Below are 24,817 nucleotides of genomic sequence, written 5' to 3' on the forward strand. Positions count from 1 at the left end.
GCACTTCGGATAAAAGTGCGTCCCCGCTCTGTATCAGGACCTTTGGTGGACGAGGTGAAAGAAATATCAATTTTTCTTCAAGAATAGCTACTGTAAATTTGTAAGGTACCGAGTTTATACCTATCTTTGCTTCGTCAACCAATCAAAGTAAGTAACGCAATGGAGACAGACAGCAGAGAGCGCACCCCGGTAGTCGACGTCCGGGAGCTGCACAAGACATATCCGGGAGCTCAGCCGCTCCACGTCCTTAAGGGCGTCTCCCTCCGAGTCGAGGAGGGAGAGATGGTGTCTCTGATGGGAGCGAGTGGCTCCGGCAAGAGTACCCTACTCAATGTCCTCGGCATCCTCGACACCTACGACGCCGGCTCATACTACCTGGACGGGCAGCTGATCACCCGCCCGGGGGAGAACGAAGCAGCGGAGCTCCGGGGGCATAAGATCGGATTTGTCTTCCAGTCCTTCAACCTCATCTCCTTCAAGACTGCGCTGGAGAATGTCGCCCTGCCGCTTTACTATCAGGGCGTCAGCACCCGCAAGCGGATGAAGCTCGCCGAGGAGTACCTTGATCGCGTGGGACTGCTCCCCTGGAGGGATCACCTGCCTAATGAGATGTCCGGCGGACAGAAGCAGCGCGTCTCCATCGCCCGGGCTCTCATCACCCGCCCCCGCCTGCTCCTTGCCGACGAGCCGACCGGCGCACTCGACAGCGCCACGGCAGATGATGTGATGCGGCTCCTCAGGGAGATCAATGAGGAGGACCACATGACCGAGCTCATCGTCACCCACGCCAAGGAGGTGGCAGAGCTGACCGACAGGATCATCCACATCAAGGACGGCCTCATCACCGACGAGCCATGAAAGAGCTATTTGCCGAGATCCTCGCCTCTATGCGGACGAGCAAGCTCCGCACCTTCCTCACCTCCTTCACCATCGCCTGGGGGATCATCATCCTTGTCGTGCTGCTGGGCATCGGGACCGGCATCCGCAATGGTGCCACCCGCATGTCTGAGGATATGGGGATGAGCCACTTCGGGACGAAGGTCACCCTACAGGAGACCGACCTGCCCTATGCGGGGTACCAGAAGGGACGGAAGCCCCGGCTGACCGCCGAGCAGATCGATCGCCTGAGGAGCACCTTTGCCGATGATCTCTACGGCATCGATCCGGCCCCGAGCTTCTCCTTCCTCACCTTCACCACCGACTTCGGCTCCGCCAGCACCCAACTGGATACCGCCACGCCTCTGAGTGAGCGCTTCCGCACCCTCCGCGTGATACAGGGACGCACTTTCTCCCCCCGCGAACTGGCTATGGGGGAGCGGGTGGCGCTACTCTGCAAGAGTACCATCTCGAAGCTCTTCGAGGCCGGCACCGACCCCATCGGACAGGTGATCACTGCCGGAGGCATCAGCTACCGCATCATCGGCGTGACGGAGGATGTCAATCCCTTCTTCGCCGTGACTGAGATACCGCTCACCACCTACCAGGGACTCTACCCCAATCAAATGATCGAGGTGAGCAACATTAAGCTTTACCCAAAAGGGTCCAAGGCAGAAGAGATGAAGAGCTTCGAAGAGCGACTTAAGGGCGAGCTGTCGAGTATGCTGAAGTTTGACCCCAACGATGCCTACGTCTTCCGACTCCACAGCTCCACGGATGTGAAAAACTCAATGGACAAGGCCTTCAATGGTCTCGACATGCTCCTCTGGATCATGGGGCTCGGCAGCCTCGCCGTCGGCTCCATCGGCGTCTCCACCATCATGACCGTCACCGTGCGGGAGCGCATGCGGGAGATCGGCATCCGCAAGGCCCTCGGCGCCCGACCGAGAGACATACTCAAGATGATCCTCGGCGAGAGCGTCGCCCTCTCCGTCGTCTCCGGTCTCGTCGGGCTGCTCCTCGGCGCCGGCATCGTCCGGCTCATCGGCTACTCTGCCGAGCACGATAGCTGGGCGATCCAGGAGATAAATAATGAAAATGGTGCCGAGGCGGCCTACTACCACATCGTCAGCGACCCGAGTGTCAACCTCAGCATCGCCATCGGAGCGCTGATCGTACTGGTGCTTGTCGGCATCATCGCCGGCATCCGTCCGGCACGCCACGCCCTCCATGTCCCTGCCGTCATCGCCATGAGAGATAAGTAAGAGTATGAGTAAGCTATTCTCCACAGAGCTCTGGAGCGAGGTCTTCTACTCGCTGAGACGCAACCGCCGCCGCACCCTCGTCACGTCACTTGGGGTCTTCTTCGGGATGTTTTTCTTCGTCCTCCTCGACGGGCTGGGCACCGGCATCGGCAACAGCATCAACGAGGGTTTCTCCACCCTCTCCAAGCGTATGGTCGCAGTCTTTGGGAGTCGAACCACCAAGCCCTACCGGGGTTATAAGGCCAACCGCTACATCGAGCTCACCTACCGGGACTACCTCTGGATGAGCGACCATGCCAAGAGCCTCGATAAGGCAGGCTGCTTCCTCGGCTTCAATAAGGAAAACATGTGGTCGGACTCCCAGATCACTGCCAACGGCAAGTCGGCAAAGGACTTCGTTGTCGGCGTCACTCACGAGTACCCCTACGACATCCGCCCGGTAATCGTCTCTTATGGGCGCTATATGACTCGCGAGGAGATCAAGCGGGGTGACCCGGTCTGTGTCATGGGACTGAGGACGACAAAGAACTTCTTTGACAAGCCGGAGGACGCAGTGGGGAAGTACCTCTCCGTCGGAGGGATTGCCTTCCGCATCGTAGGGGTGATCGAGACTATGAACGACAACTTCAATCTTGGATATAATGCCAAGTGGTGTGTCGAGGTGCCGATAGACTTTGCCGTCGGTGGCAATCTAGACCGGGAGGTGATGATCTCCGGACTGCTTAAGGAGGGCAGCTCAGCCGACGACCTCCGGAGCGAGCTGAGTGGTTACATTGCTCGCGTCCACCACGTGGATCCGACCGACACCGGCGCGCTCGGTATGGTGGACGTCGAGTCACAGCTCCGCATCTTTGACCTGATGGCCAACCTCCTGAATGCCCTCGTATGGATCATCGGTCTCGGCACCCTCCTCACCGGCGTCATCTCGGTCAGCAACATCCTCCTCGTGACCGTCAAGGAGCGACAGCGGGAGATCGGTGTCCGCCGCGCCCTCGGAGCCAAGCCGATCGACATTGTGATCCAATTTATGCTCGAGTCGATGGCGATGATCCTCGTCGCCGGACTCCTCGGGCTGCTCGTCGGACTGCTCCTTCTCCTCGGCATCGGCGCCCTGTCGGAGAGTACCGGCAAGCTGGCTGAGATCCTCGTACGCCCCTACCCGACGCCGGGGATCCTCCTCTTCTCCCTCATCATCATGATCCTTTCGGGTGCCTTTGCCGGGCTATTGCCGGTGCAGAAGGCGCTCGGCATCAAGGCGATCGACGCCATACGCGACGAGTAATCCCCTTTTCCTTATAGACAAAAAACAATAACTACCTATCATATCTCCATTATGATCCAAGATCCATCACAGTCCGGCACCGTCCCGGTGCAGAAGAAGCGTGCGAAGAAGTGGCCCAAGATCCTCCTCTGGGTCGTCATCGGCCTCGCCATCATCGGTGTCATCGCCACCTCGATCGTCAAGTCGCAGGGTAAGACGAAGGAGCTCTACGAGGAGGTCACCCCGACCGCCAATGACTCGATCGTCAAGTCGACCGTCCTCACCGGCTCCATCGAGCCGCGCGACGAGATCCTCGTGAAGCCCAATATGAACGGCATCATCGCTGAGCTCAATCACCTCCCCGGTGACTTCGTCCAGGAGGGCGAGCTGATCGCCAAGATCCAGATGGTCCCCGACGTCGCCATGGTCCAGAGTGCCGCCTCTCGCGTCGATGCCGCCCGCGTCGACCTGAAGCGCACCGAGGAGGTCTACAAGCGCGACAAGTCCCTCTACGACCAGCAGATCCTCGCCAAGGAGGCCTACGAGACCTCGCTCGCCAACTACCGCCGCGCCAAGATCGAGTACAGCTCCGCCGTCGAGCAGCTCGACCTCACCCGCACCGGCTCCTCCGCCTCCACCTCCAAGCGGAATAACACCCTCGTCTTTGCCACCGTCACCGGGACGATCCTCGAGCAGCCGGTCAAGGTCGGCTCACGCGTCACGATGGCGAATAACTTCAGCGAGGGTACCACCGTCGTCAGCATCGCCGACCTCACCGACCTCCTCTTCATCGGTAATGTCAATGAGAGCGACGTCAATAACGTCACCGTCGGCTCCCCCGTCACGATCCACGTCGGGGCGCTCAAGGACAAGACCTACCACGCTGTCGTGGAGTACGTCTCCCCCAAGGGCAAGGACACCAGCGGGACGATCCTCTTCGAGGTGAAGGCGGCGATCTCGGGTGACGACCTCTCGGCACTCAAGGCTGGTTTCTCCAGCAATGCCGAGGTAGAGATGGCGCACAAGACCGGTGTCCTCACCATCCCCGAGGCGACCGTCACCTACGAGGGCGACAAGAGCTTCGTCTTCGTCAAGGGCAGCAAGGGGCAGTATGAGAAGAAGGAGGTGACCCTTGGCCTCTCCGACGGCATCAAGGTGGAGGTACTCTCCGGACTCACCGGCGACGAGACGCTCCGCGGTAATCTTATGAAGAAGAAGAACTAATCCACCATGATCGCTCACAGACTTTTCGTCCCCACTCTTCTCCTCCCGCTCCTCGCCCTCACGGCTACGGCGCAGGTGCCGGAGGCGGAGCCTACCCTCAGCAGCGAGATGACCCTCTCGCAGTGCATCACCTACGCACAGAGGCACAGCCCCGAGCTGATCCCCGCCCAGGTGCAGATGGAGCAACTCGAGGTGCAGGAGGAGTCGGCTAAGATGGCCTTCCTCCCCGACCTCAATGCCGGCGTGGGGCAAAACTTCTCCTTTGGCTACACCCAAGGACACGATAAGGTGCTGAGGAAGAACAACGGATCCTCCACCGGGCTCAATGTCTCCACTTCGCTCTCCCTCTTTGAGGGCGGCGCCCGCTGGTGGGCACTTAAGAGCAGCCAAGAGGCGCTCGAGAGCAAGGACTACATCCTCGACGAGGTGGAGGACCGGATCGCCCTCACCGTCGCCTCCAGCTACGTCGGCGTCCTCCTCGCTCAGCAGATCGTCGAGGTGGCGGAGGAGAATCTCTCCCTCTCCCTTATGCAGCAGAAGCGGGTCGATGCTCAGGTGGCAGCGGGCAAGCTCGCTCCCTCGGAGCAGCTCAAGATGCGTACCCAGGTGGGTCAGGATCGCCTGGCGCTCAATGAGGCAAAGTCCGACCTCGACCGTGCCATGCGCGTCCTCCGACTCGATATGGGCATCACGGAGGAGGGCGAGACCTTTACCGTGCCTCAGGAGGATCCCGAGAGCGTCATCGCCCGATTGGAGCGGGAGTCACCCTATCGTGCGGCACCGGAGTGGACCAATCCCTCCCTCCGTCTCGCTCAGCTACGGTACGACCTCTCCTCCTACGACGTCAAGCGCGCCAAGGCTGGCTATATGCCCCGCCTAAGCCTCTCCGGTGGCTACTCTAATGGCTACTTCCACTACTTCGGTGACGAGGTCATCAATCAGTCCTTCAGCGACCAGCTCAAGTCAAATGGGCAGTACACCATCGGTCTCTCGCTCTCCATCCCGATCTTCAATCGCGGTCAGGTCCGCGCCTCCGTCCGTCAGGCAGAGCTGCAGCGGGAGAGCGCCCTCGGACAGCTCATCCAGCAGCAGTTTAGCGAGCAGCGAAACATTACCCTCGCCACCGCTGACCTCCGCAAGGCGGAGGAGTCCTACCGCCTCTCCAAGGACAATGTAGAGGTGGCGCAGGAGTCCCTCGATATGACCGAGAAGGAGTACAATGCCGGTCGCATCACCGCCTACGAGTGGGAGCAGTCCAAGAATAAACTCATCGGAGCGAAGTCGCAGTACCTCCAGAGCGTCTACACCCGACTCCTCCGCTCGATCAACCTCACCTACTACCTCACCGGAGCACTGCCCCGATAACCCTTTTATTTCATACCAAACACTATGCGCACCCTCAGATACCTACTTGCCTCCCTCGCCCTACTCGCCGGCTTTGTCGCCGCAGAGGCTCAGGAGCCCGGCCAGTTGCCCGATAAGACCATCACTCTTGACTACTGCCCCACCGACATAACCGCCTCTACAGGCTTCGAGGTGGTGCTCCGTCCCGGCACGGAGAATAAGGTGGACCTCTACGTCGACAACCTCGACAAGGTCAAGTGCTCCACCGATGCCTCGGAGAAGTCGCTCCGGATCTCGATGAAGCCCTCCTTTGGGACCATCAAAGACGACGACCACACCTATCTTGCCGTCGTCACCCTCACCGATCTCAATAGCCTCACCGCCCTAAAGGCGGAGACCGGCGCTGAGCTGCATATAGACAAGAACTACCGCCCCACTAAGATCGCTCGACTGGAGCTGAAGAGCTTCACCGGCGGCGAGCTGCTCTTCACCGGTGATGCGCAAGAAGTGATCGCCACTGCCGCCACCGGGGCTGAGCTCTACCTCTCCGGCAATCAGAGGACGCTGAAGCTCAAGAGCACCACCGGGGGTGAGATCGAGTACACCGGCTCCTTCCGCCTCGCTGACATACACGCCGGCACCGGGAGTGACATCACCCTCTCCGGCACCGGTGAGACCGTGAGCATCTCCGCCTCCTCAGGCGCTGAGGTGGATGGTAGTGATCTCACGGTGAATGGTGGCACCCTCAATGCCGAACTCTCCTCCGACATCACCATCCGCTGCACCGACCGTCGCAACATCACCCGCGACGGCAAGGGCGACATCGAGATACTGACGAAGTAAGGACGAGCAAAAGGATCATCCGGCGAGAGCCTGCTCCCCCTTGGGCAAAAGGGAGGAGCGGGCTCTCCTTTTATTTCTTAACTTTGCACCGCCAAGGGGGGCACTCCGTACTGCAAGTATATACCTCCTCTGTAGGAGGTGGGGAAACCGGTGAGAGTCCGGTACAGTACCCGCTGCTGTAAGTCTCACGCAATAGCCGATCGGCCTCGACAAGCCACTGGGAGCAACACTCCTCGGGAAGGCACCGATGCGGCAGAGATAAGTCAGAAGACCGACTTGCGACCCGGGATGCGCCCCCGATGATAAGCCCTTAGTAGTCACACACAATTTCTTTCGGGAGTTAAAGTTATGAACAGACAGTCAGGCGTTACTCGGTCATTTCTTAGCATCACACGCTTATGGTCGAGATAGTACGCAACCTACTCTGGACGGGGGACATTGCCTCCTCCATCTTCATCCTCGCCCTGGTGCTCACCATCGGCGTCTTACTCAGCAAGATCCGCCTCGGAGGCTTCTCCCTCGGCGTCTCTTGGGTCCTCTTCACCGGTATCTTCCTCGGGCATCTGGGGCTTCGGCTCGACCCACAGGTACTCTCCTTTGTCCGCGAGACGGGGATGATCCTCTTTATCTTCGGCATCGGCATGACCGTGGGGCCGGGATTCTTTGCCACCTTCCGTCAGGGAGGCGTGCGACTGAACCTCCTCTCTCTCCTCTCGATCCTCCTCTCCCTCATCGTCTCCTACATCCTCTACCGGGTGACGCAGACGCCTATGGCGACGCTGATGGGCATCCTCTCCGGTGCGGTGACGAATACACCCGCCCTCGCAGCGACGCAGGAGAGCGCCCGCGCCGTCGGCAGCGCCGCTCTCGGGGATGTGGGCATCGGGTACGCCCTTGGCTATCCGGTGGCGATCCTCGGGATGATCCTGACGATGTCTCTGCTGAAGTGGGTCTTCCGGATCGATGTCCCTCGTGAGGAGCGGGAGATAGAGGAGCGGGAGCGTGCCACCCACAAGGATGCAGTGGTCTACGCCCTCGAGGTGAGCAACCCCTGGATGGACGGTAAGAGCGTCTACGAGTCGAAGTCGGTGCTGGAGAAGTACGACGTCGTGATCTCCCGCATCATGCACCACGACTCCGGGGAGGTGGAGATGGCGGGGCCGAAGTCGATCATCCGCCTCGGCGACCGCTTGATGGTGATCTCCGACGAGAGTGACAAGGAGACGATCTGCGCCTTCCTCGGCAGGGAGTTGCCACTCGTGGAGCCGGAGTGGATCACACGAGGGGCAACCGACGTGGTCTCGCACCGCTGCCTCGTCACCCGGGATAGGATCAATGGGAAGAGCATCGGTAGCCTGAAGCTCCGCTCCCTCTACAATGCCTCGATCACGCGAGTCTACCGCGCCGGCGTCTACCTGATGGCGCGACCGGAGCTACTGCTCCAGGTGGGTGATACGGTGATCGTCGTCGGACACGAGGAGGATGTGAAGCACGTGGAGCAGGTGCTGGGCAACTCGCGCAAAACCCTCCGCCAGCCCAATCTCTTCATAGTCGCCCTCACGATCCTCATCGGTGTGCTGATCGGGAGCCTAAGGATCCACCTGCCCTCGATGTCCATGCCGGTCAAGCTCGGCTTTGCCGGCGGGACACTCGTGACGGCGATCCTGCTGAGCAACTTTGGCACCCACTTCCGCCTCAATACCCACAATACCGAGAGCGCCAATCATATGTTGCGCGAGCTGGGCATTGCGCTCTTCCTTGCCTGCGTCGGGCTGAGCGTGGGCGAGAGCTTTGTGGAGAAGATCGCAAGCGGTGGACTGGTCTGGATGGGCTACGCAGCGCTGATGATGATGATCCCACTCTGGGTCACGCTGATCATCGGGCGGCTCTGCCTCCGGCTGGACTACTTCACCCTCCTCGGCTACGTGGCGGGGAGCATGACCTTTGCCCCGGCGCTCTCGCTCACCCCGGATGCGACGAAGAATAACACCCCCTCCGTCCTCTACGCCACCATCTACCCCCTCACCCTCTTCGTCCGCGTCATGGCGGCTCAGTGGATGGTCCTGCTGCTGAGCTGAGGAAGGAGTGAGGATCTCCCTGTTTCTACTGCATTCTTGGTACCTTTGGGTGACAAGGATAAGATAACTATATCACCACTATGACCATGAAAGCAAAGAATCTACTGATAGCCCTTACAGGGACCGCTGCCGCAGCCGGTGCTGCTGCTTACTACTACATCTGGAAAAAGATGGGGCTACCTCGGGGAGCGTGGCCGGTGAGAGGCTTCGACCTCGAGCGCTACCTCGGCAAGTGGTACGAGATCGCCCGCCTCGACTCACGCTTTGAGAAAGATCTCGACAACACCACCGCCGAGTACTCCCTCAATGACGACGGCACCATCCGGGTCGTCAATAGCGGCTACGACCTCAAGAGGGAGCGCTGGAGCGACTCCATCGGCAGAGCAAAGCCGATCGAGGACCCTGAGGTGGCGCGGCTGATGGTCTCCTTCTTCGGTCCCTTCTACAGCTCCTACAACGTCGTCGAGCTCGACCCGGACTATCGCTATGCGCTCGTCGTCGGCCGCAATACCGACTACGTATGGTTCCTCTCCCGCACGATGGAGATGCCGGAGGGGGTGAAGGAGCTCTTCGTCTCCAAGGCCAAGGCACTCGGCTACGACACCGACCGGCTCGTCTGGGTCGAGCAGGGCACCCGCGAGCGTCCCGTGGAGCCGGAGGAAGATCCGGAGGACGAGGAGGATGAGGAGACGGACGACTGAGGTATGGGCGGGAGCGAGAGTACCGCTGCTCCTCATCAGTGCTCTCCTCCTCCTGCTCCCAGGCTGCCTCTCAGCCGGGGGGCGCACTCAGGACACCAAGCAAGAGACTGTAGAGATGAGTGATAGCGTAAGAGAGATCTACCTCGCCGGCGGATGCTTCTGGGGGACGGAGCACTTCCTCCGCCAGATCCGCGGTGTGGTGGAGACAGAGGTGGGATATGCCAATGGCAGTACCCCCGACCCCACCTACGAGATCGTCTGTGGCGACAAGTCGGGCTACGCCGAGACTGTCAGGGTGGTCTACGACCCGGAGGTGCTGTCGACGGCAAAGTTGCTTGAGACCTTCTTCCTCGCCATAGACCCTACGGCGGTCAATCGTCAGGGCAACGACCGCGGCACGCAGTACCGCACCGGGATCTACTACAGCGACCCCGCCGATGAGTCGGTGGTGACCGCTGCACTGGCGCAGCTCAGCACGCAGTACAGCAAGCCGATAGCGGTGGAGGGGATGCCGCTCAGGAGCTTCTATCGCGCCGAGGAGTACCACCAGGATTACTTGGAGAAAAACCCCTCCGCCTACTGCCACATCTCCCCCACCCTCTTCCGGAAGGCACGCGAGGCAAATCAGCCCCGCTTTAGCCGTAAGAGCAAGAAAGAGCTACACCGGCTCCTCACCGACCTGCAGTACGAGGTGACGCAGGAAGGAGGCACGGAGCGCGCCTTCAGCCATCCGTACGACAAGGAGTTTCGGGAGGGGATCTACGTCGATGTCACCACCGGCGAGCCGCTCTTCCTCTCCTCAGACAAATACGATAGCGGCTGCGGATGGCCCGCCTTCAGCCGACCGATCAGCGATAGCATCCTCGTGGAGCGGACCGATCTACGCTACGGCATGCGCCGTACGGAGGTGAGGAGTAAGCTGGGCGAGGCACACCTGGGACACGTCTTTGACGACGGTCCTCGCGATCGTGGCGGCCTCCGCTACTGCATCAATGGCGCCGCCCTCCGCTTCGTCCCCAAGGAGGAGATGGAGCGCGAGGGCTACGGCGACTACCTGCACCTACTCAAGAGATAGCCCACCCGGCGTATACCGATAGAGAGAGCCCCGCACTGACACTTGGTCCGTGCGGGGCTCTCCTTGTATTATGGTCGGCTTATGTACCGACGACAGGGGGTGCTAATTACTTAACAGCCTGCTCTGCCTCCTTAGCGGTCTGAGCTGCAGCGAGACTGTCAGCCTTGTCAGCTGCCTCATCGACAACCTCCTTAGCCTGGTCAGCCTTCTGGTCGATCTGATCCTTCATGGCGTCAGCCTTCTGGTCGATCTGCTCCTTAGCCTGGTCGGCGTTCTGCTGGTTCTCAGTCTTGTTGCAAGAAGCAAGACCCATCATCATACATACAGCGGCAGCGCTGATAGCGATAATCTTCTTCATAATTCTAAATCTATCTTTTAAGTGTGTAAAATATTGCCTATACTCGGGGACAAAGTTACATCTAATTTTCAATTGAGCAAACACTTCCCCGAGAAAATCTCGCAATCCCTGTCTGGATCAGCCTCTCGAGCATCGCACGATAGGGTAAACAAGGGGGGCTAAAGGGTCCCTACCCCTCCATAGGGGGCATAGTGCCCGACAACAAATGATAACACTCTATCGGGGAAGCCGATCAAACCTATGTCCCTACATCCCATCATAGTAGTATAAGAGAATCAGCATTATGAAACAGCTTATCAACTACCTCAGAGTCCACATCCTCCTCCCGCTCCTTATTATAGGGGCTGTACCGGTCGTCCTGCAGGCGCAGGATCTGAGCGGCTCCACGTGGAGGTCCACCTTTGACCACACGGGGGCAAAGGGGTACATCTCCTATCACTTCACCTCGGCACAGGCAGGGTACTACGAGTACAGCGTGAAGTCGATCTTCAAGGACTACAAGGGTCGAGGAGACTTCACCTACCGTACCGATGATGGGCGACGCTACATCATCTCCGACGTGGAGCACCCCGATGATCCCGACTACAAGACTCAGGTGCAGATCAGCGGACAGCTGCTGACCCTATCGATGCCCCCTCGGGTGGAGCAGATGGTGGAGGGCTCCCCAGGCTTTGTCCGGAAGATCCTGGACGAGTACCTCAGCGATATGCTGGTACTACAGCGTCAGGTGACGCCATAAGTGGGAGTTAAGATAGATTAGCTCTCCGGGGAGTGATCCCGAGAGAAGAATGTGGTACCTTTGTCCCCGTGATGAAGAAGGGAGAGAAAACTATATCGGTACTGACTATGACCCTGCTGTGCGGAGCGCTGCTGCTCCTCATGGCAGGTTCGCCTCACGATAGTGAGGAGGAGAGTCAGGTCCCGTCCACCGACACCATACTGGTCGCACATACAGATAGCTGCCAGGTGATCTATGACCAGCTGGGGCTGAGTGCTTGGGTGGATGAGGCAGCATTTCGCAAGGCCTACGACGGCTACTGCCGGATCAAGGACCGGAAGAAGGAGATCCTCACGCTGATCGACTTCACGAAGCCGTCCAATGAGGAGCGGCTCCTGGTGCTGGATATGGCGGCGGGGAAGCTTCTCTTCCACTCCCTCGTCGCCCATGGGCGTAATAGTGGCGACCTCTACGCCACCCGCTTCTCCAATCGCCCCGAGAGCCATCAGAGTTCGCTGGGGCTCTACCTCACCGAGGGGACCTACACCGGCAAGAATGGCTACTCACTTCGGCTCAATGGGCTGGAGAAGGGAGTCAACGACAATGCCCTCGCCCGGGCGATCGTGATCCACGGTGCCGCCTACGCTGACCCATCGGTCTGCCGTGGCGGGCGACGACTGGGGCGCAGCTGGGGCTGCCCCGCCCTGCCACCGGCTCTCAATCGTCCGATCATCGACACCATCAAGGGTGGCAGCGTGCTCTACATCTACGGGGAGAGTCGCAATCAGCGCTCCTGACCACCCTTCACATCTCATCGGATGGGTCTAGCCCACTCTATTTCACCACCATACGGACGCCCTCGACCATTCCTCTGGCTACTATCGGTATGAGCGAATACTAATACCGATAAAAGAAAACACTAATACCGATATTAGACGCGTCTAATATCGGTATTAGTGTATGCGCTCAGGCGGGAGCTTTTTTCCCCGTGTCACTCGATCACCACGACGAGAGAATTGCGGAGAGGTGCCCAGTCGTAGACAAACTTGGCGTGGCTGGAGGCATTGCGGACACACATATGGGAGCGCGGCGTGGTGCCGAGGCTGGGGCTCCACTCGCGTATCTTACCGTGAGGGTTATTGACCGGCACGCCATGGATATAGGCTCCGCAGCAGAAACGACTGGCATAGGGCGCAAAGCCGGCAATCGTCGAGCTGCCGTCCCCGGTGTAGTACATCTTGGGCTTCTTCTCCTGCAGGAGGTAGATCCCCAGTGGCGTGGCACGCGCGTAGGGCGGTCGCTTACGGCCGGTGGTGGCAGGGTTGACACTCCTAACGAGCCACTGCCCGCGAGACTCGCGCTCCACGGTGAGGATGTTCTGGTTGTTTCGGTCGACGAAGATGACGTGGTCAAAGAAGACGCTGTCCGGCAGTAGCTCGAGATACTTCCGCTTCACCATATACTCTCCCTCATCGTGCCGGGCGAGGAAGATGTGGTAGAAGGAGCCGACAGAGTCGATGACGTGGACGAGAGAGCCGTCCTGAGTATAACGGACCGGCTGGAGCGTGTCACTCAGCTCGTAGAGTGCTGCCGACTGATAGCGCTCGACCCCATACTTGTCGGTCACGTGCTTGTACTCGTTGCGGTGAAAGTCCTTGATCGTCGGTGACTCACCATTCTTATTCTGACGATTGGCGACCACCGCCCAGCGGTTCGCCTCCTCGTAGAGGCTCTCGATGTAGGCGAGTCGCTCCCGTACCTGATCATACTGCACCACACGGAAGGTATCCCGGTAGTCGTAGACGGAGTCGAGGTGGTACTCCTCGAAGAGAAGCTCCTCCCGCAGGCTTATGTCTGCCGCCGTGAGGGGCAGCTGCTCCTCCGGCTCCGGAGCAGAGATGATGCTGTCTGTGATCGGCACGCTATCGGTCACCGTCTCAGCACTCATTCCACCCCTTCCACACGAGAGGAGGAGCAGCAGCAGGAGCGACAGAGAGGGCAGAGTAAGGGGTCGTCTATTCATTTTTATGGATGATACGATTGGGAATGGTGAGACAAGATAATCAAAATCCATCGTCTATGGGTACCTTTGTCCTGACTATGGGACAGAAACTGACTATGGAGGAGATGGGAAGGCTCTCGCCGGAGGAGTACTCCGCAGCGCCTAAGTGCCCCATCCTCGTAATACTGGACAACGTGCGGAGTCTGCTCAATGTGGGGGCGGTCTTCAGGACCGCTGATGCGCTGAGGCTGCGGGGGATCGTCCTCTGTGGCATCACCGGTCGGCCAGGTCACGCCGACCTGCACAAGAGCGCCCTCGGCGCGGAGGAGACGGTCGACTGGAGTCACCAGCCTGACACCCTTGAGGCGGTGCGGCAGGCGCGCGAGGAGGGCTATCTGATCCTCTCCGTGGAGCAGGCGCACGACAGCATCTTGCTCCCTGATGTGGCAAAGGTGATCGACACCGACCGCCCCACCGCCCTCATCCTCGGGCATGAGGTCCACGGCGTGCAGCAGGCGGTAGTCGATGCCTCGGACCACTGCGTCGAGATCCCGCAGTTCGGCACCAAGCACTCGCTCAATGTCTCTGTCGCTGCCGGCATCGTCCTCTACACCATATCACAGCTCTACCGATGAGACGCACAGCCCTTATCATCGTCGCCGCCGGTCGGGGGGTCCGCATGGGTGCCCCGCTGCCCAAGCAGTACCTCCCTCTAGAGGGGCGACCGATCCTCGCCCATACGGTGCACGCCGCATCCGCCCTCCTCACCCCGGGCGATCAGCTGATCTTGGTGATCCCTCCCGATGACGACGAGAGGGTCCGTACGCTACTGGAGGAGTTCTGCCCGGACGTCTCCCTGACGCTGGTGCATGGCGGTACGACACGTGGGGAGAGTGTGCTCCACGGGCTGAGAGAGGTGTCGGAGGAGATCGAGCTGGTGGCGATCCACGACGGGGTACGTCCGATCCTCAGGCGGGAGATGTGGGACCGGCTACTCGCTGCGATGGAGGGCGCCGAGGCAGCCATCCCGGTGACTCACCCCACGGACAGCCTCCGGATGATCACGCCGGACGGGGGCAGCACCGTCCTCGACCGAAGCCTCGTCCGCTGCGTGCAAACACCGCAGCTCTTCACTCGCGAGGCGATCCTCACCGCCTACGAGGCGGAGGGCGACACGGCCCAGACGGATGATGCCGGGCTCTACAGCCTCCACACCGGTCGCAGTCCGCTCCTCGTCGAGGGTGACCCGGACAACCTCAAGATCACCACCCCCCGCGATCTCGCCCTCGCCGCCCTGATCCTTCGAGACGAGCTATAGCCTCTTATTGATTTTGTGGCTATATTTGCTGATAGTAGGTAACACCATCAATGCCTGTGAACTATGGGACATGTATTCGAAAGCCTGAAGGAGTATCTCAAGACAGCCTCCGAGAAAGAACTGCAAGAGGACTGGAGTGCGCTGGACCACCTCAATGAGGTGGGGACAGATGCCCTTGCATATGCCATTCAGATCCGGCTGACACAGGGTCTTGACCTAAGCGAACTGGATCGTCAAGAGGAAAATGGACACTCTTTTTCCTCCAACGACATGAATTACTTAGCAGCATAAAGCAATGGCAGGACAAGGCAAGGCCGCAACATTCACCCTTAAGTCGTATCGGTTTCTCCAAGTCTCAATGGACATGGAGACTCAGGAGGCTGCGACATTGAGCGTCTCTTTTGACCCCTGTGGAGAATACTCCAAATCCACCGGTGAGTACAAGTTGCGACTGATTACAAGAGTTTCATCGGAGGAAAAAGAATTTATCTCCACAACACTCCAAGTGGTATTTGGATTTATCGAGCCCATAGAGTTATCCGAGATACCGGGCTACTTTTATCCCAATTGTTTGGCAATCGTATTCCCCTACGTCCGGTCATTCCTAAGCACATTGTCACTTCAGGCTAACGTCCCACCAATCATCCTTCCGATCATTAATTTCTCTGACCTTCAGGGAATCCTCAAGCGCAACACCAAAGAGGTGGAGTAAGTCGTCTACGGACTAAGATGACACCTATATACCAGACTCTGGAGGACAGAGGAAATAGAGAAGAGGTTGCTATCCACGGGCCCTACTTATGCCGATCTGTGGGCGATAACGGGGAGAAGAAGAGTGGAACCAGAGAGCCATGGATGGGCGAGGGGTACTACTTCTGGGATACGCGTATAGAGGATGCTAAGTGGTGGGGCGATGAGATCTATGGGGACTCTCGATACATCATAGGCAGGACAAGCTTTGACGAGCAGTCAGAGCTACTCTTTGATACAGTGGGGCGTATGGCTGACCTAGACGACTTCCTTAAGTGCATTCGCCTGCTCCGTGACACCTTTCACCCCGATAGATTGACTATCCCTTTTGTCATAGCGTTCTTGAGGAGAGCAACAGACTTCCCATACAAGGCGATCAGAATGTGCCCCAGCCCGAGGAGATCTTCTCCCAATCCAGATGAAGCCATAGAGTACCCGGGAGAAAAAGCAACGCTGCTCATACTAAGGAGGGTCCAGATCTGCTTTTTTGACAAAACACTCCTCACAGAGCCTTTCGTCATAGTCTACCCGGATGAGACCAATCTATCCGGTAATACAAGCGACGAGAAGATGTAGTCTTAACCCCTATGGCGCGACCCGGAGACGGCACCTTGCTCGGCAGCGACCTCACCTACCTGACCGGGGTCGGGGAGCGGCGCGCCCACCTGCTGTCTAGCGAGCTATCCCTCCGGACACTGGAGGACCTAATCCTCTACTTCCCCTACAAGTACCTCGACCGGACGCAGATCTACCCCATCAGCCAGCTCTCCACCGGGCTGGCATACGTTCAGCTGAGAGGGCGCATCGTCAGCCTTGAGGAGGAGGGGCAGGGACACCGCAAGCGACTGAGGGGCTACTTCAGCGACGGCACCGGGATGGTGGAGCTGGTATGGTTCAATAGCATCTCCTACTGGACCCGCACCCTTCGTCAGGACACGGACTACATCCTCTTCGGTCAGCCCAAGGTCTACAAGGGAGTGATCAGCATCACCCACCCCGACATCGAGGTGGCGAGCAAGGCGGGGGAGAGCGTTGGGAGCTTTTTCCCCCTCTACCACACGTCAGACCGGATGAAGCGCTCCGGGCTCGACAGCAAGGCGCTCTCGAGTGCCGTCCGAAGGGCATTTGACCGGGTGCAGGGGCAGATCCCCGAGACCCTCCCCGACTACTTCCTCAGCCGGTATGGGCTGATGCCGAGGGCTCAGGCGCTCTACGCCATGCACTTCCCCACCGACCCGGCACAGCTGGAGGCGGCACAGCGGCGGCTCAAGCTGGAGGAGCTCTTCTACCTCCGCCTCCGGATGCGTCTGATCCACGCCGAGCGGCAGGCAGAGAGTGGCGGCTTCGTCCTCGGACCGCTGGGGGACCACTTCATGACCTTTTATGAGCAAGGGCTCACCTTTGAGCTCACGGGGGCGCAGAAGCGCGTCCTCAGGGAGATCCGCGAGGACGTCACCTCGGGGCATCAGATGAACCGCCTCCTACAGGGCGATGTGGGCTCAGGCAAGACGGTCGTGGCGCTCCTCGCGATGCTCCAAGCGGTGGACAGCGGTATGCAGGCCTGCATGATGGCGCCGACGGAGATCCTCGCACAGCAGCACTACAATACCCTCACAAGGATGCTCCGAGGACAGAAAACATCCGTCGCCCTCCTCACCGGGTCGATGCGGAAGCGGGAGAAGGAGCGGATCACCGCCCGCGTGGAGGCGGGCGAGGTGGACATTCTCGTCGGCACCCACATCCTGATCGAGGACTACGTCCACTTCCACGCCCTCGGTATGGCGGTGATCGATGAGCAGCACCGCTTCGGTGTCTATCAGAGGAGCCGGCTTTGGGAGAAAAACCCCGCCCTTCACCCACACATCCTCATTATGAGCGCCACCCCAATCCCCCGCACACTCGCCATGACGATGTACGGCGACCTTGACGTCTCCGTCCTCGATGAGCTCCCCCCGGGGCGCACGCCCATCAAGACCAGCTTTGCCCTCGAGAAGGACGTGGTGGAGGTGCGGAAGTTCCTCCATATGCAGCTCCGCGAGGGTCGGCAGGTCTACATCGTCTATCCGCTCATCGAGGAGAGCGAGAAGAGCGACCTGAAGTCGCTTGAGGAGGGGTACGACGAGACAAGGAGCATCTTCCCCTCCTATCAGGTGGGTATGGTGCATGGGAAGATGAAGGCGGCGGACAAGGAGGAGGAGATGCGGAAGTTTGCCGCCGGCGAGACGCAGATCCTCGTTGCCACGACGGTGATTGAAGTGGGTGTGGATGTGCCCAATGCCACCGTGATGGTGATCACGGCGGCGGAGCGATTCGGTCTCTCGCAGTTGCACCAGCTCCGCGGGCGTGTCGGGCGGGGCGATAAGCAGAGCTACTGCATCCTCCGTGTGGGACCTAAGGCGGGCGCCACCTCGATGAAGCGGATCCAGGTGATGTGCGACAGCACGGACGGATTCTACATTGCCGAGCAGGATATGGCGCTGAGGGGCTATGGCGAGCTGGAGGGGACGCAGCAGAGCGGTACGGTGATGAACCTCCGTGTGGCGGACCTCAGCCGAGATGTGACTGCCGTCACCTTCGCCGCCCGGCTGGTCGACTGGCTCCTCAAGGACGACCCCACGCTCTCCAAGGAGATCAACGCGCCCATCCGCACCACCCTCGCTGAGCTGATGACCGACGCCCCCGACTGGGGCCAGATCAGCTGATCGTCCCTCCCCCCCACCTTTTGAGACCCTTTCTTTGGAGTCTCTTGGAGAGAGGTATTGGATAAAATTTGCCAAAATCTCAAGAGAATGTGAAATAAATTCATATCTTTGTCATCAGATGGGCAGGGGACTCCACATTGACTCCTTCTTATCATTTAGCCCTACCACTGCCACAATTAGGGGGGGCGCTTTACCCGAATACTTTTCATCAAAACTATCGGTAGCATTATGGACACCACTATCCGACGCTTAACCGCCATTGCCGCCTTACTCATAGGTCTGTGTCTGCAAGCCTTCGCCCAATCACCGGAGGCTGTGACGCTCGATCTGAGTCAGGCGACCCTGCAGGAGGCCCTCGACCGGGTGCAAAAGCAGACAGGCGTGACCATTACCTTCTCTCCGCAGAGCCTCTCCAAGGAAGCGAGCCGGAAGGTCTCACTTAAGGTGAGTAACATATCTCTCAAGGTAGCCATGGACCGCCTCCTCGAGGGGACCGGGATGACCTACACCATCAGCGGTAAGCAGGTGGTGATCACAAAGTCCGGACCGGTCAAGGGTGGTCCGGTCACCATCCACGGTACCGTGGTGGATGAGGCGGGAGAGCCCCTCCCGGGCGTCACGATCCGGCTGAAGGGGAGCACCAGAGGCACGACCGCCAATGTCGATGGCTCCTACAAGCTCGATGTGCCCAATATCAAGACCGCCGTCCTCGTCTTCTCCCTCATCGGCATGAAGACGGAGGAGGTAAAGCCCTCGAGTGCTACCGTCAATATGACCCTACGAGAGGCAGCTGAGCTGCTGGGTGAGGTGCTGGTGGAGAGTACCGGATACCAGGATACGGAGAAGCGCCTCTCCACCTCCTCCGTCGTCACCATCGACGCCTCTGACGTACTGACGGCTGATGCCGGCTCCGTCGACCAGATGCTCTCCGGTAAGATCCCGGGACTGACCGTCCTCGGTGATGTCTCCACGCCGGGTGCCGCGGCCAAGATCCGCGTGCGTGGTGTCTCCACCCTCTCCGGCAGCCGCGACCCGCTCTGGGTGGTCGATGGTATCATCCTCGATGACCCGGTGCCGCTATCGGCAGAGGAGATCAACTCGCTTGATAATGTCAACCTCATCGGTAACGCCATCTCGGGTCTTAACCCGATGGACATCGAGAAGATCGATGTGCTGAAGGATGCCGCCGCCACCGCAATCTACGGTGTGCGCGCTGCCAATGGCGTCATCGTCGTCACGACGAAGAAGGGCTCCGGTGGGCGCTTTGCTGTCAATTACAGCGGCTCCGTCACCTACAACCAGCGACCCAACTACGGACAGATGGCGCTGATGAACTCCAAGGAGCGCATCGAGGTCTCCAAGGAGATCGAGGAGCGGGGACTCCCCTTCCTCTTCCGCGTCTCCCGCGTAGGGTACGAGGGACTGCTGATGGACCTCTACGACAGGAAGCTGACGGAGGACCAGTTTCTCCAGGGTGTGAAGACACTGGAGGAGAATAACACCGACTGGTTTGACCTCCTCTTCCGCGACACCGCTTCACAGCGGCACAACCTCAGCCTCAGTGGCGGCAACGACAAGGCGACCTACTACGCCTCCGGAAGCGTTGCCCTCCAGCCCGACCTCGTGAAGGGGAAAGGGGTGAATAACTACAACGGGATGCTGAAGATCAACTTCCGTCCCTCCAAGCAGGTGACCGCTCAGGTGCAATTCCGCGTCAATGGTAGCGACAAGAACTACACCTACATGAGCGTCTCCCCCTACGCCTACGCCCTCCGTACCTCCCGCGCCATCGCCGCCTATGACGACGCCGGGGAGCGACTCTTCTACAACAACACCATGGGCTACCAGGAGGAGCTTCGCTTCAATATGATGCACGAGATGGAGCACACCGGCAATACGGTGAAGGGCAACGGCTACAACGCCATCGCCTTCCTTGAGTACCGCCCCATTCTCGACCTAAAGCTCAATACCACCTTCGGTCTCAATATGAGCAACACGCAGAGCGAGTCGTGGTTTGACGAGCAGTCCTACGAGGCGGCAAAGATGCGCCGGCTCAACTACGGCAGTCCCCTACCGGACACCGAGAAGTTCCGCAAGGAGGTGTGCTCACTGCCCTATGGGGGTATGATGAGTACCAATAGCATGCGCAACCTCAGCTGGCAGTGGCGTGCGCAGCTGATCTACAACCTCCGCCGCGGACCGCATGTCCTCTCAATCAATACCGGTCCCGAGCTCCGCTCCGTACACTATACCGGTATCTCCTCCAAGGAGTACGGCTACCTGCCGGAGCGCGGTCAGACCTTCATGTACATCGACCCGACAGTCTGGCTCGCCTACAAGAAGATGGCAGAGTACTCGAGAGACCGGATGACCAACACCCTCTCCAACTTTGTCTCCCTCTTTGCCAACCTCACCTACACCTACGACCGGCGCTACATCGCCACCTTCAACGTCCGCGCTGAGGGGTCCAATAAGTTTGGCCAAGATCCCAAGGCTCGCTTCCTCCCGATCTGGTCGCTCTCCGCACGCTGGAACGCCCACGAGGAGGACTTCCTGAAGGACGTCAGCTGGCTCAATCTCCTTAGCTTCAAGGGCTCCTATGGCATCCAGGGTAATGTCTCCGACGACCAGACACCTAGCCTGATTATGCGCTTCGGAGAGTATGAGAGCCTGAGCGGACAATTCCAGAGCCACGTCTCCAAGCTCCCCAACCCCAACCTCCGCTGGGAGAAGAATACGTCGTGGAATGCCGGCTTCGAGACCGCCCTCTTCGACAACCGACTGACCCTCTCCGTAGACTACTACCAGCGTATCGGTACCGACCAGCTGATCAATAAGGTGGTCTCTCATACCCTCGGACGTACCAATATCCAGCTCAATGCCGGTACGCTCGTCAATAAGGGACTTGACTTTATGGCCACGGTGACCCCGATCCGCACGAAGGACTGGACCTGGACCCTCAATGTCAATGGCTCCCATAACGAGAACATCGTCACCGACGGTGGTATCAATACCGACTACACCTACCTCCAGCTCCTCAATGGTAGCGTGATCCGGAATGGCGAGTCGGTCAACACCTTCTACTCCTACCGCTTCAAGGGTCTGACAGAGAAGGGTCTGCCTGACTTCTACGGCATCGAGCCGCCCAAGGACGGTGAGACGAGGGAGGACTTCTTTGCCCGCGCCTTTGTCAACTCCGGCTCCCGTATCCCGATCGCTCAGGGAGGTATGGGCACCTCACTGAGGTGGAAGGACCTGACGCTTAACCTCTTCTTCAGCTACAGCGTCGGCAATAAGGTCCGTCTCAATGACCTCTACAACGACGGAGGCCAGACCACACCGAAGCCTCAGGAGAACCTATCCTCCGAGCTGGTGGATCGCTGGCGTCAGCCGGGCGATGAGACGAAGACGAATATCCCCGCCATCTCCTCCAACAAGCTGGACGATGTCAAGTCCGGAACAAGCGCAACGGGAGAAGAGAGCCCATATAAGTACGAGTTTGCCCGCAACCGCTGGCAGATGTACAATAAGAGCGACCTCCGCGTTGTCAGCGGCTCACACATCCGTCTCCGCTCCGCATCGCTCGTATACCGCTTCCGCCCGGAGCTACTGGAGAAGACCGGCTTCCTCCGCTCTGCCAATGTGAGACTGGAGGGCTACAACCTCCTCCTCTTCGCCTCCAAGGACCTCCACGGCCAGGATCCGTCTCAGGTCACCCTTGGATCTCGCACGACCCCTCCGTTGCCCTCCTTCGCTGTGACGGTCAACCTGGGATTCTAATCGCTCACTACAGAACGGACACTTCATATTATGAAACGATATACTTCACTCGTAGCGACCACAGCTCTGCTGGCAACTCTCATCCTCTCCGGATGCAAAGGGTTCCTAGACGAGTACTCGCAGGACAACATTGTCCCGACGACTGCCAAGGACTACTCCGAGATCCTCTACGGAGATGCATACTTCAAGGAAGACGTCCTCCCCTACAGGTACCTTGACCTCCTCACCGACGACGTTATGGCGTACGCCAATACGAAGTCCGTGCAGGGAGAGGATCAGCGACGCACCGCTTTCGGATACTTCACGTGGCAGGATCAGCCTGAGCTCTCCCCTACCAAGGTGCTCAATTCCGACTACACCTGGCTGACCCTGTACCAGCATATACTCACCAGTAACATCATCATCAATCAGATCGGTGAGATCAAGGGCACCCCGGAGGAGGTTGCCCGTCTCGAGGGAGAGGCACATGCCGTGCGACTCTTTGCCTACTTCATGCTGACCAATATCTATGGCGAGCCATACAACCCTGCCACCGCCTCCACGGCTATGGGTGTCCCGCTCAATTATCACCACTATGCCGAGGACGTGAGCTTCCCCCGCGCCACCGTGGCTGAGGACTATGCCGAGATGGTCAAGGACATCGAGGGGGCGATGACTGCCTTTGCGAAGGCTGACAACGAAGGTACCATCTACAGATGGAACGCTGCTGCCACCGCTGTCCTTGCCTCCCGCGTCTATCTCCACATGCAGGACTGGGACAATGTCATCAAGTATGCCGACAAGGCACTCTCGCTCAATGGTGCGCTCCATGATCTCAATAAGCTACCCGCACCGGGCAGCGGTAAGGCAAAGATTTTCCTCGGCAAGGAGAATAGAGAGATCAATTACTCCTACGGCTTCGGATGGATCCCGGAGCTCAGGACGGTCCACCCCTTCTACTACAATGCCTCCACCGACCTCCTCTCAATCTACAGTGAGGGCGACCTGAGGTATTATGAGAAGAAGGGATACTTCATCAATGCCAATAAGGTCAACGTCGGCAGTTTATGGTTCCCCAAGTATGAGTACGTGATGGACATCGTCAAGAGCGGCACCAAGGAGGACACCCATACCTACGGCTTTGCCATCCGCTCTGCTGAGGCGTACCTCAATCGCGCCGAGGCCTACGCTATGAAGGGTGACCTCTCCCGTGCGATGAAGGATCTGAACACCCTCCGCCGCGCCCGCATCACACCCGAGCACGCCACGCTGGCGACCCCAGCCACGCAAGACGAGGTGATTCGTCTCATCCGCGAGGAGCGTCGCAGGGAGTTCTGCTTCGAGCAGCTCCGCTGGTTTGATCTCCGTCGTCAGGGGATGCCGGAGCTGCACCACACCTACATTACCGGGAATGGCAAGGAGATCGGCACCGAGGAGTACACCCTCCCTGCCAAGTCTCCTAAGTATGTCCTCCCCGTTCCTCAGATCGTCCGTGAGTCCGATGCCGTTCTTGGCGGAGGTAAGACGACGAAGTAATCCTCACCCTATAGAGTACTGCATGCGATATGACACGTCATACATCATCGACACTACTGACACTTGTCGGACTTCTTCTCCTCGCCACAGGGTGCTACAAGGAGGCACCTGTGGTATCGGAGCTCGGTAAGCCGAGATACGAGATCAAGGACGGAAGTGACTACGTCACTCACACCATATATGACATCTACAAGCGGACGGGAGTAAAGGTCGTCTACGACTTTGATCCAAGCAATGTCCGCTGGAACCTCGGCGCACAGCTCGCCTTTAACGATCCCCGATACACTAAGATCGACCCCTCCGTGCCGGAGGACATGAAGGTGGTTGAGGACAATCTACGCCTCCTCGCTGACGACTTCCTCTCCTTCTACAAGGACGACTTTGCGCAGACTTACTTCCCCGCTTACATCTTTTTGACCGACAGCATCGCGAATGGCAGAGCCAATAAGCTCATCACCAACTCCAAGCGCGATCACATTGCGATCAACATGTACCGGGAGGGAGAGGTGATCAAGACCAAGCCCTCCATCAATACCTGGGACGCATACCGCCCGGAGATGATCTCACAGCTCCACAAGACGCTCTGGGAATTCATCTTCACCCACAGGATCAGCTGGCCGACGACCTTCAGCAACTACTCTGCCGATGCCTACGACCAGATCCTGGGACTGAGGAAAAACCTCCCGGGCACCACGGATGAGGACATTGAGAATCGGGATAAGATCCTTAAGTCCCACGGCTTCTGGGACTACAATCGGAACTTCGTCTATGCGGATGAGAAGTACAAGGCCCACAAGGATCCCTCACTCGACATTGCCGACTACATTTACCGTATGACGACGATGTCGGAGGCGGAGATCCAGGAGGCGATGGGCGACTACACGATCATGCACGAGAAGTACGATGCCCTCCGCTCCTTCATCAAGGACAAGACCGGTATGGACCTCCAGACCATCGGCAACGCTGCCGCCAAGAAGCGCCAGACCCCCGGCGATTAATCACTCAGA

Annotated in this window: 22 protein-coding genes and 1 riboswitch; of the genes, 20 read left to right on the forward strand and 2 right to left on the reverse strand. The window is 58.9% G+C overall.

The window, feature by feature from the left end; all coding sequences use genetic code 11:
- Positions 1-159 precede the first annotated feature (159 nt).
- From QZR17_RS03625 to msrA, 9 genes are all read left to right on the forward strand, one after another.
- Positions 160-858, forward strand: coding sequence for an ABC transporter ATP-binding protein (locus QZR17_RS03625; RefSeq protein WP_297127735.1), 699 nt, complete (start codon positions 160-162; stop codon positions 856-858).
- Positions 855-2,141, forward strand: a complete 1,287-nt coding sequence (locus QZR17_RS03630; RefSeq protein WP_297127737.1) for an ABC transporter permease — start codon at positions 855-857, stop codon at positions 2,139-2,141. The genes QZR17_RS03625 and QZR17_RS03630 overlap by 4 nt, the downstream gene beginning before the upstream one ends.
- A 4-nt stretch (positions 2,142-2,145) precedes the next feature.
- On the forward strand, positions 2,146-3,423 hold the full coding sequence (locus QZR17_RS03635) for an ABC transporter permease (protein ID WP_297127739.1): 1,278 nt from the start codon (positions 2,146-2,148) through the stop codon (positions 3,421-3,423).
- Positions 3,424-3,474: 51 nt separating this feature from the next.
- Positions 3,475-4,626 carry an efflux RND transporter periplasmic adaptor subunit gene (locus QZR17_RS03640; RefSeq protein ID WP_297127741.1) on the forward strand — a complete coding sequence of 384 codons (1,152 nt, stop codon included), beginning with the start codon at positions 3,475-3,477 and terminating at the stop codon, positions 4,624-4,626.
- A 6-nt stretch (positions 4,627-4,632) separates the two neighbouring features.
- Positions 4,633-5,991, forward strand: coding sequence for a TolC family protein (locus QZR17_RS03645; protein ID WP_297127744.1), 1,359 nt, complete (start codon positions 4,633-4,635; stop codon positions 5,989-5,991).
- Positions 5,992-6,015: 24 nt separating this feature from the next.
- Entirely contained in the window at positions 6,016-6,813 is a 798-nt protein-coding gene (locus QZR17_RS03650; RefSeq protein ID WP_297127746.1) for a DUF2807 domain-containing protein, read from the forward strand.
- A gap of 97 nt (positions 6,814-6,910) precedes the next feature.
- A riboswitch (cobalamin riboswitch) is annotated at positions 6,911-7,108 on the forward strand.
- Positions 7,109-7,211: 103 nt separating this feature from the next.
- The gene (locus tag QZR17_RS03655) at positions 7,212-8,891 is read left to right on the forward strand and encodes a putative transporter (protein ID WP_297127748.1); all 1,680 of its coding nucleotides are present in this window, start codon (positions 7,212-7,214) and stop codon (positions 8,889-8,891) included.
- An 86-nt stretch (positions 8,892-8,977) separates the two neighbouring features.
- Entirely contained in the window at positions 8,978-9,592 is a 615-nt protein-coding gene (locus tag QZR17_RS03660) for a lipocalin family protein (protein ID WP_297127750.1), read from the forward strand.
- Positions 9,573-10,667, forward strand: coding sequence for a peptide-methionine (S)-S-oxide reductase MsrA (msrA, locus tag QZR17_RS03665; protein WP_297127752.1), 1,095 nt, complete (start codon positions 9,573-9,575; stop codon positions 10,665-10,667). The genes QZR17_RS03660 and msrA overlap by 20 nt, the downstream gene beginning before the upstream one ends.
- 106 nt (positions 10,668-10,773) lie before the next feature.
- On the opposite strand, the gene QZR17_RS03670 is transcribed toward msrA, so the two are convergent.
- Positions 10,774-11,025 (reverse strand): hypothetical protein, encoded by a 252-nt coding sequence (locus QZR17_RS03670; protein ID WP_297127753.1) that lies wholly within the window; start codon positions 11,023-11,025, stop codon positions 10,774-10,776.
- A gap of 283 nt (positions 11,026-11,308) precedes the next feature.
- Between QZR17_RS03670 and QZR17_RS03675 the strand changes: the two genes are divergently transcribed.
- Together QZR17_RS03675 and QZR17_RS03680 are read left to right on the forward strand one after the other, a co-directional pair.
- Positions 11,309-11,764, forward strand: coding sequence for a hypothetical protein (locus QZR17_RS03675; protein WP_297127756.1), 456 nt, complete (start codon positions 11,309-11,311; stop codon positions 11,762-11,764).
- Between the two features lie 107 nt (positions 11,765-11,871).
- Positions 11,872-12,540: a murein L,D-transpeptidase catalytic domain family protein gene (locus QZR17_RS03680; RefSeq protein ID WP_297127758.1), complete on the forward strand. Its 669-nt coding sequence runs from the start codon at positions 11,872-11,874 to the stop codon at positions 12,538-12,540.
- Positions 12,541-12,734: 194 nt separating this feature from the next.
- On the opposite strand, the gene QZR17_RS03685 is transcribed toward QZR17_RS03680, so the two are convergent.
- The gene (locus QZR17_RS03685; RefSeq protein ID WP_297127760.1) at positions 12,735-13,766 is read right to left on the reverse strand and encodes a L,D-transpeptidase; all 1,032 of its coding nucleotides are present in this window, start codon (positions 13,764-13,766) and stop codon (positions 12,735-12,737) included.
- A 23-nt stretch (positions 13,767-13,789) separates the two neighbouring features.
- Between QZR17_RS03685 and QZR17_RS03690 the strand changes: the two genes are divergently transcribed.
- The 9 genes from QZR17_RS03690 (at position 13,790) to QZR17_RS03730 (ending at position 24,808) form a co-directional block, all read left to right on the forward strand.
- The gene (locus QZR17_RS03690) at positions 13,790-14,380 is read left to right on the forward strand and encodes an RNA methyltransferase (protein WP_297127762.1); all 591 of its coding nucleotides are present in this window, start codon (positions 13,790-13,792) and stop codon (positions 14,378-14,380) included.
- A complete protein-coding gene (ispD, locus tag QZR17_RS03695) occupies positions 14,377-15,063 on the forward strand; it encodes a 2-C-methyl-D-erythritol 4-phosphate cytidylyltransferase (RefSeq protein ID WP_297127764.1) in 687 nt (228 codons plus the stop codon). The genes QZR17_RS03690 and ispD overlap by 4 nt, the downstream gene beginning before the upstream one ends.
- Positions 15,064-15,126: 63 nt before the next feature.
- Complete coding sequence (locus QZR17_RS03700; RefSeq protein ID WP_297127766.1) at positions 15,127-15,354, forward strand: hypothetical protein; 228 nt, start codon at positions 15,127-15,129, stop codon at positions 15,352-15,354.
- Between the two features lie 4 nt (positions 15,355-15,358).
- The gene (locus tag QZR17_RS03705; RefSeq protein ID WP_297127768.1) at positions 15,359-15,775 is read left to right on the forward strand and encodes a protein-export chaperone SecB; all 417 of its coding nucleotides are present in this window, start codon (positions 15,359-15,361) and stop codon (positions 15,773-15,775) included.
- A gap of 17 nt (positions 15,776-15,792) precedes the next feature.
- Positions 15,793-16,389, forward strand: a complete 597-nt coding sequence (locus QZR17_RS03710) for a hypothetical protein (protein WP_297127770.1) — start codon at positions 15,793-15,795, stop codon at positions 16,387-16,389.
- Between the two features lie 11 nt (positions 16,390-16,400).
- Positions 16,401-18,515 carry an ATP-dependent DNA helicase RecG gene (gene recG / locus QZR17_RS03715; RefSeq protein WP_297127773.1) on the forward strand — a complete coding sequence of 705 codons (2,115 nt, stop codon included), beginning with the start codon at positions 16,401-16,403 and terminating at the stop codon, positions 18,513-18,515.
- 228 nt (positions 18,516-18,743) lie between these two features.
- A complete protein-coding gene (locus QZR17_RS03720; protein WP_297127774.1) occupies positions 18,744-22,295 on the forward strand; it encodes a SusC/RagA family TonB-linked outer membrane protein in 3,552 nt (1,183 codons plus the stop codon).
- Between the two features lie 30 nt (positions 22,296-22,325).
- Positions 22,326-23,810: a RagB/SusD family nutrient uptake outer membrane protein gene (locus QZR17_RS03725; protein WP_297127776.1), complete on the forward strand. Its 1,485-nt coding sequence runs from the start codon at positions 22,326-22,328 to the stop codon at positions 23,808-23,810.
- A 29-nt stretch (positions 23,811-23,839) separates the two neighbouring features.
- Positions 23,840-24,808 (forward strand): hypothetical protein, encoded by a 969-nt coding sequence (locus QZR17_RS03730; RefSeq protein WP_297127779.1) that lies wholly within the window; start codon positions 23,840-23,842, stop codon positions 24,806-24,808.
- Positions 24,809-24,817: the final 9 nt, after the last annotated feature.

The organism is uncultured Porphyromonas sp., from assembly GCF_900541275.1.
Lineage (GTDB): Bacteria > Bacteroidota > Bacteroidia > Bacteroidales > Porphyromonadaceae > Porphyromonas_A.